General features: G+C 44.7%; 18 protein-coding genes and 1 pseudogene. 14 read left to right on the forward strand and 5 right to left on the reverse strand.

The features are described 5' to 3' along the window. Positions 1-6: 6 nt before the first annotated feature. The 5 genes from M3202_RS00150 to M3202_RS00170 all read left to right on the forward strand — a co-directional run bounded on the left by M3202_RS00150 (position 7) and on the right by M3202_RS00170 (position 7731). The gene (locus M3202_RS00150; RefSeq protein ID WP_251221361.1) at positions 7-1500 is read left to right on the forward strand and encodes a tripartite tricarboxylate transporter permease; all 1494 of its coding nucleotides are present in this window, start codon (positions 7-9) and stop codon (positions 1498-1500) included. Further along, positions 1484-2737, forward strand: coding sequence for an enolase C-terminal domain-like protein (locus tag M3202_RS00155; RefSeq protein ID WP_251221362.1), 1254 nt, complete (start codon positions 1484-1486; stop codon positions 2735-2737). Before M3202_RS00150 ends, M3202_RS00155 begins: the two co-directional genes overlap by 17 nt. 79 nt (positions 2738-2816) lie before the next feature. Further along, positions 2817-3761 (forward strand): D-2-hydroxyacid dehydrogenase, encoded by a 945-nt coding sequence (locus M3202_RS00160; protein ID WP_251221794.1) that lies wholly within the window; start codon positions 2817-2819, stop codon positions 3759-3761. Between the two features lie 696 nt (positions 3762-4457). Next, positions 4458-5354: a 2-hydroxy-3-oxopropionate reductase gene (gene garR / locus M3202_RS00165; protein ID WP_285890037.1), complete on the forward strand. Its 897-nt coding sequence runs from the start codon at positions 4458-4460 to the stop codon at positions 5352-5354. Between the two features lie 586 nt (positions 5355-5940). Beyond that, a complete protein-coding gene (locus tag M3202_RS00170) occupies positions 5941-7731 on the forward strand; it encodes an S-layer homology domain-containing protein (protein WP_251221363.1) in 1791 nt (596 codons plus the stop codon). Positions 7732-7915: 184 nt separating this feature from the next. Here M3202_RS00170 and M3202_RS00175 read toward each other — a convergent pair whose 3' ends face one another. Further along, positions 7916-8365: a DUF1569 domain-containing protein gene (locus M3202_RS00175; protein ID WP_251221364.1), complete on the reverse strand. Its 450-nt coding sequence runs from the start codon at positions 8363-8365 to the stop codon at positions 7916-7918. Positions 8366-8736: 371 nt separating this feature from the next. On the opposite strand from M3202_RS00175, the gene M3202_RS00180 reads away from it, so the two are divergent. Continuing rightward, complete coding sequence (locus M3202_RS00180; protein ID WP_251221365.1) at positions 8737-9072, forward strand: hypothetical protein; 336 nt, start codon at positions 8737-8739, stop codon at positions 9070-9072. After that, positions 9069-11138, forward strand: coding sequence for an S-layer homology domain-containing protein (locus M3202_RS00185; RefSeq protein ID WP_251221366.1), 2070 nt, complete (start codon positions 9069-9071; stop codon positions 11136-11138). Before M3202_RS00180 ends, M3202_RS00185 begins: the two co-directional genes overlap by 4 nt. A 377-nt stretch (positions 11139-11515) precedes the next feature. Here the strand turns inward: M3202_RS00185 and hepT are convergent, their stop codons facing one another. Then, on the reverse strand, positions 11516-11920 hold the full coding sequence (hepT, locus tag M3202_RS00190) for a type VII toxin-antitoxin system HepT family RNase toxin (RefSeq protein ID WP_251221367.1): 405 nt from the start codon (positions 11918-11920) through the stop codon (positions 11516-11518). Then, on the reverse strand, positions 11910-12311 hold the full coding sequence (mntA, locus tag M3202_RS00195) for a type VII toxin-antitoxin system MntA family adenylyltransferase antitoxin (protein ID WP_251221796.1): 402 nt from the start codon (positions 12309-12311) through the stop codon (positions 11910-11912). Before mntA ends, hepT begins: the two co-directional genes overlap by 11 nt. A gap of 233 nt (positions 12312-12544) precedes the next feature. Here mntA and M3202_RS22665 point away from each other — a divergent pair. The 4 genes and pseudogenes from M3202_RS22665 to M3202_RS00210 all read left to right on the forward strand — a co-directional run. Next, positions 12545-12823 (forward strand): annotated as a pseudogene (locus M3202_RS22665) (hypothetical protein); the annotation flags it as partial. A gap of 65 nt (positions 12824-12888) precedes the next feature. After that, positions 12889-13638 carry a potassium channel family protein gene (locus tag M3202_RS00200; RefSeq protein ID WP_251221368.1) on the forward strand — a complete coding sequence of 250 codons (750 nt, stop codon included), beginning with the start codon at positions 12889-12891 and terminating at the stop codon, positions 13636-13638. Positions 13639-13926: 288 nt separating this feature from the next. Next, positions 13927-15204 carry an ethanolamine utilization protein EutH gene (eutH, locus tag M3202_RS00205; protein WP_251221369.1) on the forward strand — a complete coding sequence of 426 codons (1278 nt, stop codon included), beginning with the start codon at positions 13927-13929 and terminating at the stop codon, positions 15202-15204. Between the two features lie 321 nt (positions 15205-15525). Continuing rightward, on the forward strand, positions 15526-17004 hold the full coding sequence (locus M3202_RS00210) for an aldehyde dehydrogenase family protein (protein ID WP_251221370.1): 1479 nt from the start codon (positions 15526-15528) through the stop codon (positions 17002-17004). Between the two features lie 103 nt (positions 17005-17107). Here the strand turns inward: M3202_RS00210 and M3202_RS00215 are convergent, their stop codons facing one another. Beyond that, on the reverse strand, positions 17108-17758 hold the full coding sequence (locus tag M3202_RS00215) for a helix-turn-helix transcriptional regulator (protein WP_251221371.1): 651 nt from the start codon (positions 17756-17758) through the stop codon (positions 17108-17110). Positions 17759-17968: 210 nt separating this feature from the next. On the opposite strand from M3202_RS00215, the gene M3202_RS00220 reads away from it, so the two are divergent. Both M3202_RS00220 and M3202_RS00225 read left to right on the forward strand, forming a co-directional pair. After that, on the forward strand, positions 17969-18835 hold the full coding sequence (locus M3202_RS00220) for a pirin family protein (RefSeq protein WP_251221372.1): 867 nt from the start codon (positions 17969-17971) through the stop codon (positions 18833-18835). 202 nt (positions 18836-19037) lie between these two features. Continuing rightward, complete coding sequence (locus tag M3202_RS00225) at positions 19038-19889, forward strand: DUF3221 domain-containing protein (protein ID WP_251221373.1); 852 nt, start codon at positions 19038-19040, stop codon at positions 19887-19889. Positions 19890-19968: 79 nt separating this feature from the next. On the opposite strand, the gene M3202_RS00230 is transcribed toward M3202_RS00225, so the two are convergent. Then, positions 19969-20421 carry a DinB family protein gene (locus M3202_RS00230; RefSeq protein ID WP_251221374.1) on the reverse strand — a complete coding sequence of 151 codons (453 nt, stop codon included), beginning with the start codon at positions 20419-20421 and terminating at the stop codon, positions 19969-19971. A 62-nt stretch (positions 20422-20483) separates the two neighbouring features. On the opposite strand from M3202_RS00230, the gene M3202_RS00235 reads away from it, so the two are divergent. Beyond that, positions 20484-21248, forward strand: coding sequence for an ATPase (locus M3202_RS00235; protein WP_251221375.1), 765 nt, complete (start codon positions 20484-20486; stop codon positions 21246-21248). Positions 21249-21338 lie beyond the last annotated feature (90 nt).

Here is a 21338-nt window from a genome sequence, read left to right on the forward strand (position 1 = left end):
GATATTTTGAGTCTTGACATTTTGACCCAGCTACTTGACCCGCAATTATTTATCTATGCCTTGTTGGGTACGTTATTTGGCATAGTAGTCGGGGCTATACCGGGATTGAATGGAGCTGTGGGAGCCGCTTTATTACTGCCAATGACCTTCAGCATGTCTCCAGCTACTGGCATTCTTATGCTTGGCGGAATCTACATGGGAGGGATGTATGGCGGATCCATTACAGCTATTCTAATCAACGTTCCGGGCGATGTTGTTGCAACATGTACGGCGATGGAAGGTTACCCGATGACTAAAGCAGGGCGATCGCGTGAGGCTTTATACTACTCAGTATTTTCCAGTTCCATTGGTGGTTTAGTGGGAATCCTGGCATTGATTTTTTTTACCCCTCTGCTCGCAAGTATTGCGTTGAAATTCGGGCCGCCGGAAATGATGCTAGCCGCATTGTGCGGGTTGTCTATCGTAGGCAGTCTTTCTGGAAACAACATCTGGAAATCGTTGTTGGCGGTCTGTCTAGGATTATTTCTGCCGACTATAGGCATGGACCAAATGTCTACTGTATCCCGTATGACTTTTGGATTCCAGAGCTTGAATACAGGCTTTTCTATTATTCCGATTTGTTTGGGACTTTTCGCTTTCACAGAAATGTTTAGAAATATCGGGCAGAAAAAAGCAGCGACTTTTGTTTATAAAGATAAACCCATAAAACGATTGACGGTGATTAAAGATATTTTAAAAAGACCTATTTTGTTTTTGAGGTCATCGGTGATTGGTGTACTTGTGGGCATACTTCCGGGAGTTGGGGGGACTATGCCAGTGTTTCTTGCCTACGGCGAAGCGAAGCGCACCTCTAAACATCCGGAACGGTTTGGGAAAGGAAATCCGGAAGGCATTATTGCTGCGGAGTCAGCAAACAATTCTTTAGTTGGTGGGGCAATGGTGCCTATGCTTGCTCTTGGTATTCCAGGGTCGACAACGGCGGCCATCGTAGCTGCCGGGCTTACCACGCATGGAATCATTACTGGGCCGGATCTTTTTGTAAGAAATCCCGATGTGGCCTATCTATTCTTATACGGCATGCTTTTTACGGTCCTTTCGATGCTGTTGATCGGCGGCGTCGGGATTAAGTATTTTTCTTATATTTTAAAAGCGAAGATGGAATATATTATTCCCATCGTAATTGTTTTTGCGATATTTGGCGCATACAGTATCAATAACAATGTGTTTGATGTTTTTGTAGCTCTTTCAATCGGAATCTTGGGAACCTTGCTCATTCGATTTGAAATACCGATACCTCCGGTGGTAATTGGAGCCGTTCTCTCACCGTTAATAGAACAAAATTTCAGAAGAGCGAAACAAATGGCAGTGGCCAAAGATCAGTCATTCGGGTTGTTTTTGCTTGAACGCCCGTTATCGTTATCCTTGATCGTGCTGGTCATCATCTTCTTTATCCTGTTCTTTAGAATTCGGTCAAGAGACAAAATTGGAAACGAAATGTAAAAAAGAGAAAAAGGAGAAGAAAAACCATATGCAGAGTGTAAAGATACGCGATATTAAAACGTTTATACTGAAGCCAGGAGCAATGAATCAGGTCGTTGTGAAGGTGGAGACTTCGGAACCAGGTTTATTTGGATTAGGATGTGCCACGCTCGCTTATCGCACGTTAGCGGTCAAAAGCGTGATTCAAGATTATTTGAAACCAATTTTGATTGGTAGGAGCGTGGCTGAAATTGAAGACACTTGGAACTTGTTACATTACAGCTCATACTGGAGATCAGGGCCGATCGAGCAAAACGCGATATCGGGCATCGATATCGCATTGTGGGACATAAAAGGAAAAATGGCTAATATGCCTATCTATGACTTACTGGGAGGAAAGTGTCGAGAATATGCAACTGTTTATCGGTATGCTGAAGGCAATAATCTGACCGAAATCGGTGAGGATTTTCAAAGGCGACTGGACGAAGGGAATACGCATATTCGAATTAGAAGGGGATGGGGAAATTTTGGCGGCGAAATTTTGCCGCCCGGCCAATACCAAGGACAGGAGGGGCGATATTATCATCCAGCAAAATACATCGCAGAGCTGATTGAAACAGTGAGTTTTATACGAAGTGAGTTTGGAAATCAGGCTGAGCTTCTGCATGATACGCACGAACGGCTAGACGCACAGGATGCCTTACGCCTATCCAAAGAAATGGAACAGTATCAGCTGTTCTTCTTGGAGGATGTGCTGTCTCCGGAGCAGGGGGACTGGTTCCGGTTAATCAGGAATAAGACAATCACGCCGTTAGCGGTGGGAGAACTTTTTGTGAACCCAAAAGAATGGGATTATCTGATAACCAACCGATTGATTGATTATATAAGGGTACATATTTCGGCAATCGGAGGCATAACGCCAGCGAAAAAACTGGCTGTTTTTGCTGGGAACTTCGGTGTAAAGACGGCGTGGCACGGCCCCACAGATGTTTCTCCCATTGGACATGCAGCCAATGTGCACCTTGATTATGCATGCGTCAATTTTGGGATTCAGGAATGGGCTGGTCTAAGCGAGGCGGAAGAGGAAATTTTCCCAGGCTCTCCACAATTAAAGAAGAACGGGGTTTACTTAAATGGAAAACCGGGTTTGGGCATCGATTTCAACGAGGAACTAGCTAAAAAGTATCCTCCGGATGAAAAATCATGGATTCACAGGTGGCAGGTAAGACTGCCTGATGGGACGATTCATACCCCGTAGAGCCCGTTGGGATAATAATCTCGGAAGATTAGCGTACAGGTTATCATGATGAAAGGAGAATGAATGAACGGTGATTTTAATGATCAATTCCATGTTGCAGAGACATAAGGAACAGCTTGAGAAGAAACTGGGAGAGAAAGTGATTGTCCGAAAGGATCTGAAAGTCATAGATTCGGAGATGGCTGAAGCTGATATTATGGTCGGATTCGGGGCGAGTCTTGGTGCCATGGAACCTGAACAAGTGGAACTGTTTCCTCGGTTAAAATGGATACATGCGGATAATGTCGGGGTAGAGGGGCTACCGTTTGATCAATTGTCGAAAAAGCAAATTATAGTGACCAATACTCGAGGGATTCAGGCACCGCAAATTTGTGAACAAATCTTCGGGATGATGATCATGTTTTCTCGGGGATTGCACGTGAACTATCGAAATCAATTGGATTCTATTTGGGATAATAGTTACGTCTTAGAAAGACTTTACGGGAAGACGCTTTGCATCGCAGGAACTGGTTATCTTGGGAAGGAATTGGCAAAAAGGGTTAAAGCGTTTGGGATGAAAGTAGTCGGTATCAGAAAAAGGTCGGAAGTACCCGAATATTTCGACCGAGTCATGACGTTGCAAAATAAGCTAGAAGCACTGAAAGAGGCAGATTATATGGCGTTACTACTTCCTTTGACCCCGCAAACTTACCACTTTATTGGAGAAAAAGAATTTTTCGCAATGAAACGTTCAGCCGTGTTACTTAACTATTCACGCGGCGATATTATCGACAATGAAGCGATGATGTCTGCATTGAAAAACAATCGCATACGAGGTGCTGGGCTTGATGTTTTTCATAAAGAGCCGCTGCCAAAAGACGATCCTTTATGGCGTATGCCTAACGTAATTATTTCTCCACACAATGCTGGATCTGTGGAATCAGGTCATGATATTCGGAAATTGCATGTTTTCATGGAGCTTTATTCCGCATACAAAAATGGGGACGCGATGAGGACCCGGGTAGATTTAATAGAAAGATATTAATTTCGTAAAGAAGACGACGTACGTGTCGATTACGAACGAAAATATGACGATCGATTTCTGGACTCTGTGAGTGGGAAAACCATAGCCACCAATATCCTGAAAGCTAAATATTCCTTGGTACATCCTGAAAGTGTAGAATTACAACGCTAAGTAGCCTGTGGCACTAAAAATGTAAAGTATCACAATGATAGAACTTTTGAGAGGGGGGCTAACTTGACATTGAGATAGGGTGTTTTAACGATATTTCAAAGTGACAAAGAGGATAGACTAAAGGATTTTAATCAGGGATTAATCCGGACATGAATTTAATGCTCTTTAGACCGCCGCTATAGAAAATGCTTCGCGCTTCCAACGGCAGCTGGGAAGACCTCTTATGCTCAAGCCAACTTTTTTAGTTGGCTTGAAGCATGAGAGACGAACAAAGCCTTCGTAAACCTCAATCCTGTCTTTTATCATGTATGAGTCTACATATATTGCTGGTAATAATAAGCTGATTGTTCGCTTTAAATAGGAATGAAGAAACAAGAAGAAATTTCTATCCTGAATTAGTTTAAGGAAGCAAAGAACAAACAAGTTGCTTATTCGCTTGTTTTATATAAGTTCAGTAAAAAATTCCTGCCTTTATCTTTACTATGTTAGGCATTATGAATTTGCTTTCGAACATAAACGAAAATATATTTCCATGGAGGTATAACAATGAAAATAGGTTTTATAGGGTTAGGAATAATGGGGAAGCCTATGTGCAAAAATCTACTTAAAGCAGGTTACGATATAAAAATTTCAAGCAGAAATAGTGAAACGAATAAAGAACTCAATGAATTAGGGGCTGAAGTAGTAAGTTCACTTAAACAACTTGCTGAAATTTCTGATACGATAATTACAATGTTACCAAATTCGCCAGAAGTCCTGGACGTGATTTTAGGGAAAGAAGGTATTATTAATTGGGTTCGTCGTGGGACTACTATAATAGATATGAGTTCAATATCACCGATCGTTAGTAAAGAAATATATTCAGTACTGATAAAAAAGGATATTGATTTTTTAGATGCACCTGTTAGTGGCGGCGAACCTAAAGCCATTGATGGAACCCTTTCTGTTATGGTTGGAGGTAAAGAGGAAATTTTTCATAAGTGTCTACCAATATTAGAAACAATGACTAGTTCAGTAGTAAGAATGGGAAAAGTAGGTTCCGGTAATGCTACTAAATTAGTAAATCAAATAATCGTCGCATTAAACATAGCCGCAGTATCGGAGGCATTTGTGTTAGCACAAAGCATGAAAATAGATACGGAACTCGTGTACCGAGCGATTCGAGGAGGATTGGCAGGAAGTGCTGTGCTTGATTCTAAAGCTCCTATGATTATGAATCGAGATTTTAGAGCGGGTTTTAAAATCAACCTACATTTAAAAGATTTAAATAATGTAATGGACACATCAGAAAATCTAAACACCCCTTTACCGCTAACATCTTCTATACGTGAGATATTAAAGTCTTTGGTGATTGATGGTGACGGTTATGAGGATCATGCTGCAATTGTTAAATATTTTGAAAAAGTTGCAAGCACGGAAGTCAACCCGAAATTAGTAAAGTAGGAGCTTACGAAGTCCGTTGGGAAGCCCCGCTTTTTTTAAATCCCATACCGAAACGGATCTCCTCGGTATGGGATTTTCACGGAGCCGTCGGGCTAAGACGACTGTACTTCGTATGTTAGCCGCTTGAGATCATCATTTTCCTTTTTCGAGACCTCCGTACATTTTTTCAGCCAGCTTGGAAAGGCGATCTGCCCAATGACCGTCAGTTTTGCGGGCAGCAGTAAAGCATAATAAGGGAGTCATGGGAGTGTACGCCAGGGTGATTCGAACGGGGGATATTCGCCGTGGAGGTCAAATCAAAATCGAATCATAGCCGTGAACGCCTGCATAACATGTACCTGGCTGATATGTCTCGCTTCGTCTGTCCCATTCATAAATATTTGTCAACATGGTTGACTTCCATTATTTATCTCCTATTCATATCAGGCCATTTAGATGCTAGTTCATCTTTCATCACCGTCAAACCGATTAACCACATCCATTTTATTTCTTATAGCCCATGAACAAATTCACAGAGTATTCTCTATCCATTCCAGAAATCTATGGTAAAATAGGAGAATAATATGGAATGGTGGGAGTGAGGGTTTTGACTAGAGGATGGAAGAAAAAAGCATTGCCTGTCATGCTTGCGGGGGCGATGGTGTTTTCGTTTGGGCCTGTGACGTATGCGGATACTGTTCAAACAGATGTTTTGGAAGTGAAGTTCAATGATATTGAGGGGCATTGGGCTCAGAGTTTTATTGAAAATATGGCTGGAAATGAGATTATTAATGGATTTCCGGATGCTACGTTTCGCCCTGATGTGAAGGTAACGAAGCTGCAAGCGGTGACAATTGTGACGAATTTGTTGTCACAAAAAAGAACGTTGGAAACAACGGGGACTGATTACATAGGAGAGGTGCCGGAATGGGCGCGGAACAGTGTGGAGCTGGCTCTCTACAATGATATCGTCAGCTGGGAAGACATTCAGGATTATCAGGCGGAAGCATCCAGAATGTTTATTGTGGAGCTTTTGGTGCATGCTTTAGGAGCGGAGATCGATGCGGTACAAGAGCATGATTTAACGTTTACCGACCTAACAGATTTAAGTGCGGATGAACAGGCTTATTTGGCTATCGCTTTGGAAAATAAATTTGTTGAAGGCTATCAGGATAATACGTTTCGGCCAGGCAATTCGGTAACACGGGCGGAAATGGCGGTGTTTGCTGATCGTTTGTTCAACACGCTGGAAGATGAGTATGATTTTGAAGAAGGGTTTGAGAGAGTTGAGGTTGTAACGGGGAAAATTTCCCGTATCGCAGCTGATGTGAGAGAGCTAACAATCGGGTCGGCCACGTTCGGGGTTGCAGATGATTATACCGTTCAAATTAATGACAAGGATGCCAGCTTTGAAGACTTGAAGACTACGATGAATGTTCGTGTCGTTTTAAAGAATCAAAAAATGGCGGAAATTTATGCTTATTCAACCGAGAAAGAAGTCATCAAAGAGATCGTGACGGGCTCGATTTCAAGTATCGACAGAAACAATCGAAAAGTGACGGTTGGCTTGAAGTCGTTTGATGTTGCCAATGGTGTGCGAATCGAGGTGAATGGCGAGGTTGCAGGCTTTAGTAATTTAGAAACAGGCATGGAAACCGTTGTCGTTATCGCCAATGAAGAAATAGAATCTATCTTCGCTTTTAGAGTTGCTGAGCAGTCAGCGCTTGAGTTCAGCGTGAAACGGGAATGGAATGAGCGTGATACTAATTTTAAAGAAGCAGTCCTGACAGGGGATAGAGTCAATGATGCTACGCCTGACTTAGAGGGGAAACGTCTAAGAATCAGTGTTGACGGAAGTCGTTTTAGAGAGATTGACCTCGATGAAATTGATGGACGTCAGAGAGATGGGGCTGAAGTAGCAAAACTGCTGCAAGCAGCTATTGAAGACGCGCTTGATGATAGACGGGTCAAAGTGGAATATAAGAATACGAGACGATTTGTTTTTGAAACGACCAAGAGTCCAATCGATGAGGTTCCTACGATCCAATTCGATGGGGATGCCGATGTACTGGACGCCCTTGGAATTGACGATGACGAAGTAAAAGGAGCAAGCGGAGAAAGAATTAGAGTATGGAACATTACGGTGGAAGCGGATGCGACGAAAGACCAGGAGTTTGAAATGAACGTTATCATTGATGATGAAAATATCGATGAAACAGTAAGATTTTCCGTTAAAAGAGGCGATTCGGCGGAAGAGATTGCCGATGCTATCGCTGATGCGCTTCTGGATAAGGCCAAGATCAGATCTGCTCTTGGCATCTCTGTGAAGCGTGATGTGCTTACGTTAACACCAGATGATGAAGATTGGGATGTCGAGATTGAGATAAAAGAAAAGTAACAAAGATAAACTCACAAGTGTGGATCACTGACGCTTGTGAGTTTTTTTGTGGGGCACGAGAGCACACAGAACAATTCAATAGGTTTTTACAGGAAGGGAGAAGGGGTGCTTTCCAACAGTTGACAAGGGTATTCCTTGAATTTGATTCCGGGTTGACACTTGCTGTTCCTGTTTCTTCAATAAACTAAACGCCAAACTGTTTTAAATGGTGGTCGAGGTGCTTATAAATGCCTTTTCCCCACTCATCGGGAGTGAGCTTCCCGAAAAAAGGATGCGGGTGGGGCGTGCATGTCTCCCGACCATTGTTTTGAAAGGTGATGATTTTGCGCTTCAGTTTTTCTTTTTCTGGTTCAAATTCTTTTGGCTCGGTAATGAGAATATCTGGAATGGTCGACATGTTCTTGGGGAGCGGCTTGTCATTATAAAAAAGCGGTTTGGCGAAGCGGCCTACTAGTCTGCCTAACCATCCGCGCGAAGGGAAGGAGTTGCCCATGGCAATGTCTTGAAAGGCTGAGCAATGGGCCAGCATTTGGGCGGCATCCATTTTCCCCCATTGCGCTTTGGCATCAGCGCTTACATGATCAATGCGAATCAAAATGTCCTCTGCATCCAATTGATTAAATAGATTCCTCATCTGTACACCTTCCTTTCTAACTAAATCTACCTTTAAGTCGACAAGAAATCTATTGATAAACGGGAGGTTTTCCCAAAAGACCTATCATCAGCATAACAAAATATTTTATTTTATCTTTACAGGTATAAATTTACCAGGACTATACACCTTAAAATGTCTGGAATGCATGTTTGATGATCAAAGGCAAGTGGAATGCTGTATACTTTTAAAGGAGTATCTATGTGAGGAGGAGATAAAGGTCTGGGAGTAAATAAAAATGGGGTGACGTAGGCTATTGGTCATGTGATTTTTTAAAGAGATAAAGGATCTACAACATAGTCAAGAGGGATGTATGTAAATGGAGCACCGGAAAACAAATAAGGAGATGTGATATGAAAAAACTGACAAGTGGAATAGTAGTCTTTCTTTTGCTTTTTTCTCTATATGTTCCTGCGGAGATAAAAGCCAGTACTAAAACGATTAAAAATTTAACCCCTGGTGATCTCGTCACGTATAGTGATAGAGAGTGGGTGTATTTGCAGTCGATGGCGGGCGAGCCGCAAGGATTGTTTTTGCGCACAAACAGCGAAATTAGCAGATACTACTACAATTCCGGCTCGCCAATAGATGTAAATATGAACTTTGACCCGAACGATCCGCTGACTGTCGCCAATTGGTTGAATGTGACATCAACCAATTGGAGCATACGGACTGGATTCAGACAATGACGTGGGGCGAGGCTTCGGCAAAAATCGGCCTGCCTAGTCGTTTTGAGGCAGAACTGAATGAAACGGTCATCTTGGACAATTTAGATGCTACTTATGATTATTACACCCTGACCGCCGCTTCGGATTACGATATCAATATTATCAATGTACGATCTCGTGCTGATAGCGACTTCCTTGTTACCCCCGCTCATGCTGCTGTAGGAAATATACCGGCTAGGGTTGCACCGGCGATCTATTTGGATCCTGATTTGTATGTCGACGATGATGGGAAGGTCGTGTCATGTGTGCCACCCGAAATTGTGACGACACCGGCTGATGCTGCTGGCAGTTGGAAGCAGGAGGTCTCGGTGACCTTACAAGGTGGGGCTTGTTACAATGAGGAAGGCGACGCCGAATACCGCATTCAAACACCGGATGGCAGTTGGAGCGAATGGGCGAATTACAGTGATGAGGTTAAATTTGATCAAGAAGGTCGTTCTGTGTTGAAAAGCCGGATGTCTGTGCCGGGAAGTGCTGTTGCAAGGGCAGAGATTCTGATTGATCAGACCGAACCAACGATTGAGTTAAGTGCGGACCCCACGACAATGACCAATCAAGATGTGACGATTACAGCGGACATGACAGATAACGGAGCAATCGAGACGAAAAAATGGGCGGAAGGAACGCCGCTAGCTGAGTGGTTCCTTGATGAGGATAATGGAACTATTTTTGCTGATGATAGCTTCACCGTTTCAAAAAACGGAACATTCAGTGTGTTTGCCCGTGATGAAGCTGGAAATACGTCAGTTGAAACGATTGAAATTCGCAATATTGATAAAGAAAAGCCCGTCATTACGCTTCTAGGCGACGAGACAATGTCTGTGGTCCGCGGCAGAAGTTTTGAGGACCCTGGTGCTACTGCGCTTGATAATGAAGATGGGGATATTACAAGCTCCATTGTCGTTACAGGTGAGGTGGATACGACAACGGCCGGGGAATATATTTTGTATTATGATGTGACTGACGAGGCTGGCAATGCGGCCGAGCAAGTGACGCGCACGGTTGAAGTAACTGCACGCTCCTCCGGTGGAGGGGGAGGCGGTGGATCCGGTTCGCCTGCTCCGCCGGCAAACTCGATCCCGCAGTCAGGTGGATCATTAACGATGGAGGGTGTGACGCTGCAGCTCCCGAGCGGGGCAGTCAGTGGAACCACCCGGATCAATGTGGACGTGGTGAGGAACACTGATGCTCTTCCAGCGTCTGATAGAGTCATAAGTGATGTGTTTGAGATCACGAAAGATACGACGGAGTCCTTTTCTGTTCCGATTACCCTTACACTGCCATTTGATCCTGAGCTTGTCGATGAAGAAAGCAGCAGCGTCAGTATTTTCTGGCTCGATGAAGAATCTGGAGAATGGATTGAATTAGACAATATTCAAATCGATTGGCAGGACGGTACGGTAGCCGGAGAGGTTGATCATTTTACGAAGTTTGCCGTATTGGAAGTAGAAAGTACGGAAGAGGAAGAAATCGAGGAGGAACCGTCGCCGGAGCTTCCTGAATCTTTTACCGATATTGACGGGCATTGGGCAGAGGAGCATATCATGGCATTGGTTCTGCAAAATATCGTAAATGGGTATCCTGATGGGGAGTTCAAGCCAAATCGTACGCTGACGAGAGCTGAGTTTACGACGATGATTGTGAAAGCCTATGGAATAGAAGAAACAGCGAGCCGTGTGTTCGAGGATACAGTGAACCATTGGGCAAGAGAAAGCATCGCAGCAGCCTATGAGCACGGCCTGATTAACGGCTACAATGAAGCGACGTTTGGTGCCGATGACCCGATTACACGGGAGCAGGTGGCGAGAATCATCGTGAATGCCAGTCAATTGGCTGGAGCTGAAGAGCAATCCCCTCGTTTCACCGATCAGGATGAAATCTCTCACTGGGCAGCAGAAGCTGTTGAAACTGTTGCATTACATGGTATTGTCACCGGCTATCCGAATGGCAGCTTCAAACCGAAGCAAACCGCAACAAGAGCAGAAGCTGTAGCCGTGATTGGACGAGTAATGGAGGAGGGGGACTAACCGAACGATCCTGCGAGCTTGTGAGCAATTCAATTTGAAGGGCGCAATACGAGAAAGATGTTTGAAATGACAAGCTATATCAGTAGGGGCTGGACCAAAAGGGGAAAATAACCTTTTTGGTTCCAGCTCCTTTCTTCATACTTAGCCGCTTGATAAAATAGGAGCAGGGAAAGGAGCGTGGATGAATGTATAAAGTGATGCTCATAGAGGATGATGTGCAGCTAAGTGAGCTTGTGCAGGATAAGTTGGAGCGGTATGGCTATGACGTGTATAAGCCTGACGATTTTATGAAAGTTGAGGAGGCGTTCGGTGAAATTGAGCCATCAACATTCGGGGGAAACTCGTTGGGAGTATCAACCTTTATGACACCCCCTATCTCAATAAGAAAGGATCGCTTTGGTATAGTCCGTAAAGTCCTGCAGATGGTTATCAAGTATTTGTTGTAAGATGCTCAAGTTAAGCTCCTGGTAATCATGCACGGCAATGTTTCGAAAGCCAACCATTGCTTTCATTTTATGAGAAAGTGAGGCGGGAAGGATTCCTTCTTCTTCTATTAACGAAAAAGCATCACGACTCGTTTGTGGAATGCCTAGTTTTTTCTCGGCAACAATGTGCATGGCAAGGTCAATACTGGCTTCACATGCACGTTGGAGATTTAACACAATCGAATCTTGTTTTGTATAGTTTCTTAAATGGTCTGGGTTCTGTTCATATTCCTCTGTAATCCGTTTGATACAACGTTCGATAATGGCAACCTTATTCAAGACAACATCATTTTTCATAGATTGACCCACTTTCAGCGATCTTTTTGAAAATAGGAGCGCGTTCTTCATTTAATTTCGTGTACATTTTTAATGTTTTTATTTCGAAAAGCTGTTTCTTTTCTTGATTTGAACAATAAATGACTTTGCCAGTCTGGATCACTTGCGCTTGAAAAACCGTGCTTGCTTCTTGTAAATCAATTAGGTCAACCTCTTGATTCAGCTTCGCAGCGAGGTCTTGCGCGATCATAAACAATTGATAAGAGTCTACTTTATTCTGCTCGCTTAAAAAGGCAATGTCAATATCACTATCCTGATTCGCCGTCCCTTTTGCATGTGAGCCGAACAAGACGATGAGGAACGGAGACAAAGAAGCAACAAGCTTGTCGATAACGAGCTGTTCATTCACCATATTCAATCCAAATCCCTCCAGCCTTTCTATGAATAATAGAAAAAGAGCGACATTCTATCATCTTCTTTATTATACCAGACAGGCAGAGACATTATTCATCTATTTCCCTATCCTGCTTAATGAGTATATTCGTACACATGTTCAAAGTATTAAAAATGATTTGATAAGGTTTCCAGTGAAAACCCGTTACCTCTTCATTAAGTTATTTTTATACTTTTATCCGGCGCTCGGCAGAAAGAACCGCCATCAGCCTCGCCCTAGTAAATGAACGAGTATCATTTTAGCGGATGAACCGACGGGGCATTTGGATTCGAAATCGTCACCGGTGATCATGGAGTGCTTTGAGAAGGTTGTCACTCATGATGGGTTAGCGGCGAGCTAGTGGTGTTTATTAAGACGATGCGATTCACTCTCATATTGTGAAGAACGGAATCAGAAAGGAGTTTTGGCATCAAATATTGGATAATCTTGCGCTGGAGAAAATCACTGAAAATATGAAATTTATCTCATAAAAAAAGGAAACTGATGTTATAATTTTCCTATCATGATAAGAGAAACGATTGTTTTGGAGGGGGACATGGAACTAGATAAGAAAAAAACAGTTGTCATTGCCCGGGGACATCGACTTAAAATGGTGTATGAAATTTTTATGGCCGTGCTGGCGTTCATCTCCGTTATCTTTATTTGGAATGATCATCCTTTCATTAGAAATCTCGACTTTGTCATTTGGCTTATTTTTGTCCTGGATGTCACGGTCCGGTTCTTTTCGAGCGAAAGCAAATGGGCTTACATAAAGCGGAATCCGTTAGATCTTGTGGCGATTATTCCCCTCGACAGCATTTTCAGGCTGGCCCGTCTCGTACGCTTCATCAGGCTATTGCGGACATTGGCGATTTTAAAGCATTACGCTCAGCCTGTTTATGATATTTTCAGAACGAATAATCTTGATAAAGTCCTGATTCTGCTTGTGGTTCTTATCTTTCTTACGTCGATTCCGATCACGATGCTGGAGCCGGGCATAGCTCATTATTCTGATGCGGTCTGGTGGGCGATTGTCACCTCTACAACGGTCGGCTATGGCGATATCTCTCCTGTTACCGTCGTCGGCAGACTGATCGCCATCATTTTGATGGTGTTTGGGATTGGGTTACTCGGTTTGGTGACAAGCTCGATTGCCGCTTATTTTTCGCAAAACAAAAAAAGAAAAGAGAGTGCGACCGTTGCCTATTTAAAGGAGCAGATTGATCACCTGGAAGAGCTTTCGGATGACGAAATTGAAAAGGTGAAACTGCTGATTGACAGCTATAAGAGGAACAACGTGCTTTGACAACAGCCTGTTGCCGGATACGGGAGGAGCATGTGCATTCTCTATGGAAAAAATGCCCCGTTCTTTTTTCAGTCAGATAATCTGACGAAAAAGTACAAAGGGACCCGACCTTTCTGTAACATGTAGCTATAGCTGATCGGCAATGGAGCTGGTCAAGTAAATCGCAGTGAATAAGTGAATCGAAATAGGCAAAGGTGCCTGATGCTTGCTTTGTGACGAAGATCGTGACGAGCTGGAATCAGGCACCTTTTTGTCTTTTTTGGAGCTGCAACGTGAGGAGGAAGGTGGATGGAGAATTTAGGGACTTACGTCATCTATGTCATTATGGCCTGTGCAGTTATTGGTGCGATTGCTTCGATAAAAAACACGCAAACAGGTCTCGGTAAGGAGTTTATGGAGGGGCTGCATTCCGTCGGCCATATTTTCGTTCCGGCTGCCGGCATCATGGCGTCGATTCCGTATTTGTCGACATTTATTTCGGGCTTTTTTGGGCCGATTTTTGCCACAGTGGGGGCCGATCCGGCGATTGCCGCTACGGCCGTTATCGCTGTTGATATGGGGGGATACCAGCTGGCGGAAGCGCTGGCTGAGACGCATGAAGGTTGGATTATGGCGATGACAGTCGGCTATATGGCCGGGGCGACGATCGTCTTTACGATTCCGATGGGGTTGGCGATGCTCGATCAGCGCGACCATAAATATATGGCGTTGGGCGTCATGGCCGGCATTTTATCAATCCCGATCGGCGTTTTGATTTCATGCGCGATGATGGTCTTCGGCAATCCTGTTGTGCGTGATGTGATTTCAACAAGCTCAGAAGCAACCTATCAGTTAGCATTAAGCTTTGGCGCTATTTTTGTTAATTTAATTCCGCTGATTGTGTTAGTGTTGGTGATTGCGCTAGGGTTACGTTTCTATCCTGATATTATGGTCAAAGGCTTTATGATTTTTGGAAAGGGGATGGATGCCGGGATCAAGCTTGTTCTCTGCTTTTCGATCGTCGAATATTTTACCGGCTTTTTCTCAACAATGTTTGGCGTTTGGGGATTTGATCCGATTATTGCAGATGAGCAGGATCAGTTCCGTGCCCTTGAAACCGCCGGTTACATCGGAATTATGCTGGCCGGGGCGTTCCCGATGGTCTATTTGATTCGCAAGTATTTGTCGCGGCCGCTTGAAGTCGTCGGGAAGAAAGTCGGTTTAAACGCCGTTGGAAGTGCCGGGATTCTTGCTTCAAGCGCTAATGTGCTGGCGATGTTCCGTCTCGTTAAAACGATGCGGCCAAAGGATAAAGTGATTAATATTGCCTTTGCTGTCTGTGCCGCTTTCCTGCTTGGCGACCATCTCTCCTTTACGGCGAATTTCCAGCCCAATTTGATTTTGCCGATCGTGGCCGGAAAGCTTCTAGCAGGGCTTGCGGCGATTGCACTAGCGCATTGGCTCTGTGTAAAGAAGGCACTGCAGCTTGAGGAAGAGGACCGCCGACTGGGGATTATCGGCGAAAATGAGTACATGGATAAAGAAGACATTCCCGTGGAAGTGGAAGCTGAACAGAAGATTGGCTAGACGTATCAACATACAAGGGGCGCCGCAAAAGGTCAACATTCGATCCTTTTGCGGCACTTTTTATGCTGGAAAGACGAAGCAAAAATGTTGCATCTGAACATAATCTGAGCTACACTGCACCTATACTATTTATACTTTATTGTTTAAAAAGTGTGGTGATTGTGGTACGGTTTTTTTGCGAGCTAGTGAAGCAAACTATTTGTCATTTGTCTAATGTTTAGGTTACACTTCGATAGGAATATAGGGGCAAGGGCTTATTTCCTGATATAGTTGCTATAGCAACTATATCGATAGTAAGATAATAAAGGAGAGGAATATAGGATGTTTAACGACCAAATTACGGTTCAAGCGATTATTAACGGGGAAAAAGTAAAAGCGGAGAGACATGAAGCGCGGGAAAACCCAACCCACCCAGAGCAGATCGCCGGCTATGCGCCAATTAATACACGCGAGGATGCAGTGCGGGCGATTGATGCGGCACATACGGCATTCGCAAGCTGGACGAAGGTGGCAATCGAAGAGCGAATTGAACGGATGGAAAGAGCGATTCAAACGATTAAAGCCGCTGCACCTGATATTGCCGAGCTGTTGTCTAGGGAGCATGGCAAGCCGCTTTATGATGCAGAGGGGGAAATCGGCGTTTCTCTTGCATGGATGGAATTCGCCTGCCAAAATGCGAAGGACGTTTTGCAAAATGAAATGAGAGAGGACGAAAATGGGAAGACGATCATCGCCCATGACGGCATCGGCGTTGTTTCGGCGATTACTCCATGGAACTATCCGTTGTCGCTCTCAACGATCAAAATTGCTCCAGCGTTGCTGGCAGGTAACACAATGGTGCTGAAGCCAAGTCCGCTTGCTCCTTTAGCTGTCAGCAAAGTGGTGGAGATGATCGCAGCGGAATTTCCAAACGGCGTATTGAATCTCGTTCATGGGGAAGCCGACGTCGGTGTTGAGTTGACGTCGAATCCGAAAGTGGCAAAAATCGCTTTTACAGGCGGAACAGGAACGGCGAAGCATATTATGAAGGCGGCAGCTGATACGATTAAAAATATGACGCTCGAATTAGGTGGAAACGATGCGGCGATCATTTTGAACGATTTTGATGTCAATGATGAACGGGCGATGCGCCGTCTCGTCATCTCCAACTTCTTGACTGCCGGGCAAATTTGTATGATTGCCAAACGAATCTATGTCGATCGCTCGATTTACGAGCAATTCGTTGAAAAATACATTGAAGCAGCGAATAAATGGATCCGGGTAGGCGATCCATTTAATAAGGACGTCACAATCGGCCCGGTAAACAATAAAAAGCAGGCGGAGTTTGTGCAAAGTCTGATTGATGATGCTACAGCTAAAGGGGCAACGGTTGTCAAGCTTGGAAAAGTACTCGATAAGGATGTATTTGAAAAAGGTTATTTCCTGCAGCCGACGGTTGTGCTCGGAGCTGATTACAATGATCCAATCGTAGTGGAGGAGCAATTTGGCCCGACTGTGCCAATCCTGCCATTCGACGGAGATGAGCATGCAATTGAATTAGCGAACGACAGCATTTACGGTTTGACGAGCTCAGTCTGGGGCGATGAAGAGCATGCGATTGAAGTTGCCAAACAGATCCAGGCCGGCACAACGATGATTAATACCGCCGCGGTGCAAGGACTTGATGTTCGCTTTCCGTTTGGTGGAGTGAAACAGTCAGGCATCGGCCGTGAATACGGAAAAGAAGGGCTTCTGGCGTATACGGATACTCATATTATCAATATCCCGAAAAAAGGCGAGCTTCCTTATATTCCGGAATAACACGAAAAAAAGGCTGGGCTAAGGTTTTTTACCTTTTGCCCGGCCTCTTCTCAAAGCTTCTTAAACAGAGCACAGATGTTGTACACCGCCGCCGGCTAAAAGATTAACCGCTGTGTGGCAGAGCCTCCTTTAAAGCAAAGAGAAACTTACAATGGTCATCTCCCTCTGTTTTGCAGGAAACTCTCTTAACATTTTCTGTGCCGATCACCTGCTTAAACATTGCCGTTTCGCAGTGACAGGCTGTCTTAAATTCTTTGGCAATCGCCAGGATCGGGCAGTTGTGCTCGACTAATTCAAACGTCTGCTCGTCCAACTGATGGACATCCGTCATGTAGCCTTTTTCATTTTGAATGCGGGCCAGTTCATAGATTCTTTCTGTCGGCCGTTTATGTTCGACTCTTGCTTTGTACTCTGCTGCAAGTCTCTGCTCTCTTTTTTGGAACAAGTGGTCGATCGTTTCTTTTCCATGCAAGTCCTGAATGTCTTGCAGAAATTCGACGCTGATCCCCTCATAGTTTTTTGGGAAAAGCCGCTCTCCTTCAGCGGTAAGCGAGAAGACTTGTAACGGTCGGCCCATTGGCTGCTTTACTTCCTTAGCTTGAATCAATTGATCCTGCTCAAGTGTTGAGAGGTGCTTGCGCACGGCCATATGGGTGATCTTTAATCGTTCAGTTAAATCGTTAACAGTTAATGAAACGTCGATTTTCAACGCTTCGAGTATTTTATCTTTCGTTGTCTTTTTTGTTTTATTCATATCGGTTCCTCGATTCTTCATCTTGGATTGCATTCTATGACAGTTAATTATACTAGAAGGTATAAAAAAAGGAAAGAATAAGGGATCAAGCTACTCGGGCAGCTGATCGCCAGGCAAAAAAATTGCTAATTGCAGTCAGAGTCATGTATGATTTACCTAATTTAATATACTTTTTTGTATAAAAAGTGTATGGGAGGAGTGGGAAAAGAGATGGGAGACATTTTTCAACGAGAAGTCAAAGATCATTGGTATGTCAAATACGAGGAAGCGTCCTTTCCATTTATTCAAAAGGGGTGGGTGCTGCCAGTAGACCGCTGGCGGGACTTTGATCCATTTATTTTGATGGCGGAAGATTGGTTTAAAAGAGGGGCCTTTTCCGATCATCCCCATCGCGGCATCCAAACGATCACTTATGTCATTGATGGAAGATTGGAGCATATTGACAACGGGGGCGGCCGTGATATTTTGCAGCCCGGCGACGTTCAATACATGAATGCCGGCTGGGCGGCGAGACACGCCGAGGAAGGCGTTGACGATGATATCGCTCATACGCTGCAGCTATGGCTGAACCTGCCAAAAAGCAAGCGGAAAACAGAAACATCGTATCAAAACATTTATGCCGAGGATGCCCCGGTCTTGAGCGTTGAAGGCGGCTCGGTAAAGGTGTTTTCCGGGAAGTTCGGTGACGTGAAAGGACCGCTTCAATCCGTCGTGCCGATCACGCTTGCCGAAGTCAATCTTGAAAAAGGGGCGAGCTATACTCATGTTTTGCCGGAAAACCACAATGCCTTTTTATATGTCTTATCAGGTGAGCTGGAACTTGGAACAAGTGAGACCGTTCATCTCGCCAAGCATGGGGTCGCCACGCTGACGTATCAAGAGGACGGAAACCCGGAAAACAGCAGCGAATTTACCATAACATCGGCTAGCAGACGAGCCAAGCTCCTGATCTATTCCGGCGCGCCGATTAAGGAAGAGATTGTCCCCTACGGCCCGTTCGTAATGAATACGATGGAAGAAATTAAACAGGCCTATCGCGACTATCATGCCGGAAAGTTCGGACCGCCGGCTATTTAGCGGCTAGCTTCATCATAGAAACGTTCGGGACAAAACTAGCTTTGATTACGCTCGTTGCTCAGAGGCTACTCTTTCCTCTCTATTTGAATGAGCTACTAAAAAAAGATCGAATGAATGTAGCTGCTCATAAGAAAAAGAAAGTGAAACTTCTTCTCCTTTGCGGCAGTCTTATAAAAAAGGCACTAGCTAAGGAGGAAGATCAATGAGAAAGCTGCTGCTCATCGGCGTACTGCTTATCATCGGAGCTTGTGGTCAGGGGAATGCCACTGGCGTGGGAAATAGTGAACCAAATGGAGCAGAGGCAGACGACACGGTAATTGAGTATGAAGACTATGTTGAAGTCTATGGAGACGATCAAGAAGAGCTTGCGGTGAAGTTGAATGATTTTATGAATGAGAAGCTGTCCTCGGAACAGAGGGGAGAATTTTATCTCAATCATGATGAGCGTGAAGGAGATTTTGTGATTCAGGTGACAAAAGAGACGGATGTTTCAGAGGTGGCCGATGAATTGAAAAGCTACCTTTCTGAAACCGATGGCCAAGCCTTTAAGGTGCATATCGATCATGTTACGTATTCAAAAGCCTTTCTTGACAAGGCACAAGATGAAATTTTTGAGGAGGAGAGTCGCTTTTTTAAAGGGGAACGCAAAATGTGGGGGGGTTATGTTGACGCCTGGTCGAATAAGCTCGTGTTAGCTGTCAGCCGGGTTGAAGATGTCGACCTTGAAGAGCTTGCGGAGCGCTTTGGTCATACGGATTTTATTACGTTTAGCGAAGGGCCACTGGCCAACCTGAGCGATGATCCGGTACCTGTGCCGACTGCCGAGCCGTATATCACGGGACCCATTACTGAAGTGAACCGCGGAAGTAAGGTTGTGCTTGTTGATAACATGATTTATGCCTCGTCGAAGCACGCTGTAATCGTCAACAGCAGCGGGGAAATCGCATTTGACGAGCTGAATGTGGGCGACACGGTACGGCTTTGGGTCGAAGGTGGAGTCAATGAGTCGCTTCCCGCCCAGGGTTCGGCGGCGTTTATTCAAGTAGTGGAGTAATCGGGTTTTCTTTCAAGCATTGGGCAATAGCCGTCAGCTGGAGCGCTTTCCCGGCTGACGGCTGCATTGTACCGGAAATCTATGAACGGATGAAAGTAATAAAATCAACGTTTACAGGCTCAGCCCCGGCAAGGCGGAGAAGCTTGTTGATCTGGCCGCGATGGTACTGTCCATGAAGGGCGACATGGGTTAAGATCGCGCGTATCGAGCTATGAAACTCTGTTTGCCGGCTATTTTTATAGATGACCGGTTCGTCGAGTATATCCTCTGTTAGATTGGAAAGGTAAGCGTCGTACTTTTCCTTGTTCTCCCTCGCCATCTCCTGGCAGCGGCTCAAGCTTTCCACAGTCCAGATCGGCAGTTTCGTACTGTCTTTTCCTTCTAATCTAGTTAGCCAGATGCGTTCCGCTAAAAGAATATGTGAAAAAAGGCGGAGAGCTTCCTCGTCCTCGGTCTTGTTTGTTTGCAATGCTTCAATAATTCGCTGATTAGCCCAATCCAAATGCAAAAACATTTGCTCCAATGTTTTCATCAACATACCTCCCTTTCATTTGCGTACCAATGATTTTATTATATAACGAGGGAATGTCAGCAATGAAGCAGTATAATAGAGAGACAAGCCAAGTAAGCGATAAAGGAGAAACGATGATGAGAGATGTGATTTTCATTCCTCTTTCCGCCAATGAAGAATTGGTGATTGCTGCAGATGGTGCCGGGGGAATAGGGGAAAAGGAGCAGGACGTCGTTCAGACGTCTTATCGAATTTTGAGTCAGTATACATACCGCGTGGCGTTAATGGAATGTATGGCAGTCGGGGCCGTTCCGTTTTCTGTGCTTGTGCAAAATTTTATTTCCGAGGAAGCCTGGCCAATCGTAATAGACGAAATTAAAAACATGTCGCAGAAGAGTGGTCTCACAGAGCTTGAGATCGGCGGCAGCACGGAATCGAATATGCCGCTCGTTCAATCGGCGCTCGGCATCACCGTTCTTGGAAAAGTCGCAAAGGACGAAAAGAAAGTCGGAAAAACGCCGTCGGACGCTGCGTTTGCGGTAGCCGGTCTGCCTTTGTACGGAGAAGAGGTGCTGACGAGGAAGGATGACGTACTTCCACTAGACCTCTTTTTGCGTTTACTAAAACATCCTGCTATTTACGAAGTGGTGCCTGTCGGGTCAAAAGGAATTAAGTATGAGCTTGAGCATGTGTGGGGCGTGAGAAATCTCCGTGCCGAGTGTGATTTCATCGACGTCTGTAAATCAGCGGGACCGGCAACATGTGTGATCATCAGCTTTGATAAAGCGGAAAAGGAAAAGCTGAGCAGCGACTTTGCCGGCTGGCTCACACCGCTGGAAATGATGTGAAAAGTGGGGGAGATATATCCCCTTCAACCATTTTTGTTAAATCACGGAAGGAGAAGCGGAAAAGAGCGAGAAAAGTAGTAATGTGGAGAG

Origin of the sequence: Halalkalibacter oceani, assembly GCF_023715605.1 — a bacterium.
GTDB lineage: Bacteria > Bacillota > Bacilli > Bacillales > Bacillaceae_D > Halalkalibacter > Halalkalibacter oceani.